Source organism: Paenibacillus sp. P4_A7 (assembly GCF_056402455.1).
Genome location: NZ_JBFUHJ010000482.1, coordinates 1 through 4072, shown reverse-complemented (window position 1 = coordinate 4072; position 4072 = coordinate 1). Strand labels below are relative to the sequence as shown.

At 47.1% G+C, this 4072-nt stretch carries 3 protein-coding genes; 1 reads left to right on the top strand and 2 read right to left on the bottom strand.

Annotation, left to right across the window (positions count from 1 at the left end; translation table 11 throughout):
• Both AC1DWN_RS29260 and AC1DWN_RS29255 read right to left on the bottom strand, forming a co-directional pair.
• On the bottom strand, positions 1-1715 hold a 1715-nt coding region (locus AC1DWN_RS29260; protein ID WP_477562402.1), incomplete at its 3' end, for a hypothetical protein.
• Between the two features lie 289 nt (positions 1716-2004).
• Positions 2005-2844: a helix-turn-helix domain-containing protein gene (locus AC1DWN_RS29255; RefSeq protein WP_477562401.1), complete on the bottom strand. Its 840-nt coding sequence runs from the start codon at positions 2842-2844 to the stop codon at positions 2005-2007.
• Positions 2845-2914: 70 nt separating this feature from the next.
• Here AC1DWN_RS29255 and AC1DWN_RS29250 point away from each other — a divergent pair, with 70 nt between their 5' ends.
• Positions 2915-3724, top strand: a complete 810-nt coding sequence (locus AC1DWN_RS29250) for a phytanoyl-CoA dioxygenase family protein (protein ID WP_477562400.1) — start codon at positions 2915-2917, stop codon at positions 3722-3724.
• The last annotated feature ends 348 nt before the right edge of the window (positions 3725-4072 follow it).

Here is a 4072-nt window from a genome sequence, read left to right as displayed (position 1 = left end):
CTATTAATCAATCTTAGCTCTAGGTCAATCGGGTAGTAATACTTATCACTTTCTTTTGGAATGTCCTCATAACGGGCGAACCTCTGCCCGAGGTCTTTGCTTGACGTATATTCAAGCGCTTGCTTCGCCTCGAAATAAGACACACAAATATCTTTTATTCCCTTATAGGCTGTGCCGGCAGCAAAAGACAACCGCATTCGGCTTCGATTATCCAAGCTCAAGGACAGACTTTCAATAATCGATTGCGCTTCTTCATGTCCATCTTGACGCTCCTGACCTTCATCATTGAATCCGATAATAAGTGCAAATTTATTCTCATCAATATCGTAGCTGTAATACGTTAAGTGACTCATGGAACGGTCGATTGCATTTTTAATGACAATGTTCAGCATACGAATTTCTTCGAGAGGGGGGTCGGCCGACATTGCTTCCGTTTCATCAACGCGTAATAGAAGCACGAAGAAGTTCCGAGCAGACATTTCCAAGCCGACCCGCCTTTGGAATATCTCGATTTCTTTATCATCAACAAATTCGCCATACAGCAGCCTACGGAAAAAAGCTTGCCGGAGAAGCGGAATTTGCTCTTCAACCTTCTCATGCAGCAAGTGGTGATTTTCGATCAAACGGGAAATGGAATCGTTCAAATAATCGTATTCGTTAGCGTATCGTTTCTCCTCGCTGCCGAACCAATCCGGTAACTGCTGAAGCAATTGTTTGATTGGTTTCGAGTTGCGATAGCCTAAAAATAGTGCCAGTACGATACCTACCATGATCGTCAATAAAACCGCTACCACAGTAAAATTTTTGATGTATTGCACTTTAGAAAGCACCATATCAGCAGGTACCGCAGATACATAACTCCAGCCGTTCAGATCAGAAACCGTTCGCGAAACGTACAATTCTTCTTCGCTTGACGATCTATAGAACCCTCCTTCAAACGAACTTGTGGAAAGCTCCTCCGGTGCCACTCTCGTTTGTCCCGCCGTAATCGATGTGATGACTCGTCCCTCTTCATCACTAATGTAAACCAATCCGCTATCACCAATTTTCAGACGAGCTAATAGTTGATCTATTTTTTCCTGATCAACTAGAACCATAACAACACCGAGCGGGTTTCCGATAGAATCGAAGGGAAAAGACCTCAGATAATAGAGCACTTGATGCTGTTTCTTATCCAAAGTCACTTGACCGCCGGGCAAAAATGTAGATTGATGAAACTGGCCCCAAAGCATTCGTAGAAATTGCTGTTGATCAAGAGACGCATCTTTCTCAAATAAGCTCATCCAAAACCTATCCATATCAGGAAATGCTGTATTCGAAGAGAGTACAAAGGAATTGCTGCGGAAAAATACATAGTAATTTGCGATAAACGTGTTGACAGCGGTGAACTGTGGACTGTAGTTTACCGCTTCCCAGACATGATAATACTTCGGTGAACCCTCTTCAATCATCCCTCCATTTATAAGTGAATTCATCTTCGGACCACGGGAGATCTGTCTGCCAATCGCTTCGATCTCCCGCAGACGGGCATCCATTATCTCTTTCGTTTGTTCCAGAAGAAGCAGATTATTCTGCATCGCATCGTTCTTGAATGTCCGAACCACTGCATTATATGCAAAACTGCCGATCAAAAGCGGTACGATCAATACCAGGGCATACGAGATCGATAGTTTCCAAAACAACGGCCGCCGTATTCGTATTATATTGAAAGCCAAAGCATTCCCTCCTTTTTATATGTCAGAAAGCGCTTACATAAGTCTCTCAACTGATCATATCTTACTTACTCCAATTATTTCTATAACATAGCGCAACTGCTGCATCTGAAGCATAAACGTGTAGTCATACTCTACCTTTTTCTTCAGCCTCGTCACACTATCAATTAGGTTCAGTATAATCTGTGTGTATGATTGAGTCTATACATTTTATTACAAATTATTACTATAAACGTAATTCTTGTATAGATTAAAGGAGCGTTTGATGAGAGGGACGGTTGCTACTATTGGATCAAGAAGAACCGCCTCTTGCGCGGGCTCGATAACGGCTGGGACTTACCCCAAAGCTGATTTTGAACTGCTTGGAAAAATAAAACGGACTGCGAAAACCGACTTGCTCCGCCACTTCGGCGATGGGCAAATCCGTATGCTCCAGAAGCCGCGAGGCATATCGCAGACGCAATTTCAGCAGCGTTTCCACGACGGAATCGCCGACCTGCTGTTTAAACAAATGCGCGAATCGCGAGGGAGACAAAGAGACATGCGCCGCCAGCTCCCGGACGGTATGGGCGTGCTTCAAATCGTGAGTCAGACAGGCTAACGTTTCTTCGATTCGCTGATCCAGTTTTTTTTCTTGCGAAGCGAGCTTGGCAATCAGCAATAAAATTTCTTCCAGCGCGTTCAGAGACAGCAGTTCGGAATAATATCCGCTCTCCCGCGTGCTGTGGATGAGCCGCTGAAAGGTGGAAAAAAGTTTTTCCCTACTATTGCCCTGCGCGATATGGAGACGGATCAATCCGGTATCGTTGCCCGGCAACTGCAGCCATTCGACCCATCGCGGTTCGGGAACGAAATGGGTCCAGACGAATTCCCAATGGCTGTCCCGCGGGGTGTAGTAATGATGGGGTGTACCGGGAAGAAAGATCAAAACGTCCCCGGGCAGGCAGGCGATCGTTTCACCTCGGTGGCGATACTCCCCTCGCCCGTCAAGCGTCAGCGTCAACAACCAATCGCGCGTGCCTTCTTCCCGGAAAGCGCCGAATCCATACGATTCCGAAAAATGGTCCGCCACGAGAATCCCCGGGTGCGGGCTTGCAGTATGGAGAGCAGGATCGTTATGATTTTCGACCATATTATCCATTCCTCCCTTTTTCCAAATATCTTATGCTATAAACATGAAAAGCACAATTGGAGGGATAAAAATGAGTACGATCCAGCTAGGTGGCGTTTTGACGGAAGAGCAGAAAGAGCAGTTTCGTATAGAAGGATTTCTGGTCATCAAGGGCTTTTTCAAGGATTCGGTCGAGGACATCAAAAGTGCGTTCGAGAACATCTATAACGCAGGACCCGTTCCTGGTTTCTTCGAGCCGAAAACACCAGAACAATCCGGCGGGGATATACTGTTGCAATACCCGCGGATGGTTTATCCTCATAATCATAGTGAGAAGGTCAAGAATTACATGATCGATGCCCGGGTGATGAATGTCATGGCGGACTTGTTCGGTACGGAGCCACTAGCCGCGCAAAGCATGTACTATTTCAAGCCGCCCGGAGCGAGAGGACAGGCTTTGCATCAGGATAACTACTACTTGAAGCTTGAGCCGGGAACCTGCATTGCCGCCTGGACGGCAATCGATCCGGCGGATGAGGAGAATGGCGGACTCGTCGTCGTTCCACGCACTAACGGGCTTGAGATCGAATGTCCCCACATGGCCAATCCGGAGGAATCGTTTACGAAAGATGAAGTGACGATTCCGGAAGGCTATTCCATAGTTCCGATCAACATGGATGCGGGAGACGTATTGTTCTTTAACGGAAGCGTCATCCACGGGTCCTACCCGAACCGCTCGAAGGAGCGCTTCCGCCGCTCGTTTATTTGCCATTACGCCGACATCGCGACGCTGCGATCCGGCAGGCGGCCCCTCTATCGGGCGGACGGCACCGAAATTCATGACATCGAGGAGAACGATTCGCAGCCTTGCGGCGTCGAATTCGACGATTACATTCACTAATACGGATATGGTAATCAAGCAGCAGGGGGCAGCTAGCCCCCGATCTATCACACCACTTACATGCGGGTCCGCACAGTACATTAATCCAGTTTACAACCATACAAACGTCATTACACGAGACGAGCTGCCAAATTTGCAGTAATCGATATGACCTCAGTGACTCCCCATCATCATTCGTACCAGATTTGTCGAGTGTTTAAATGTACTTTCAAAAAAAGACGGTCGCCCCTGGGGATCGACCGTCTTTTCTTTTACCGATTTGAATTTACTCGATTACCCGCTTGCGCCCATTCATCACTTATTTTCAGGCGGTTTGGAGGCTGAAGCACCGAATGCAGCACCTAACGC

Excerpts from the sequence above, each read along its gene's own strand:
- AC1DWN_RS29255 (WP_477562401.1), bottom strand. The coding sequence starts at position 2,844 with ATGGTCGAAAATCATAACGATCCTGCTCTCCATACTGCAAGCCCGCAC.
- AC1DWN_RS29250 (WP_477562400.1), top strand. The coding sequence starts at position 2,915 with ATGAGTACGATCCAGCTAGGTGGCGTTTTGACGGAAGAGCAGAAAGAG.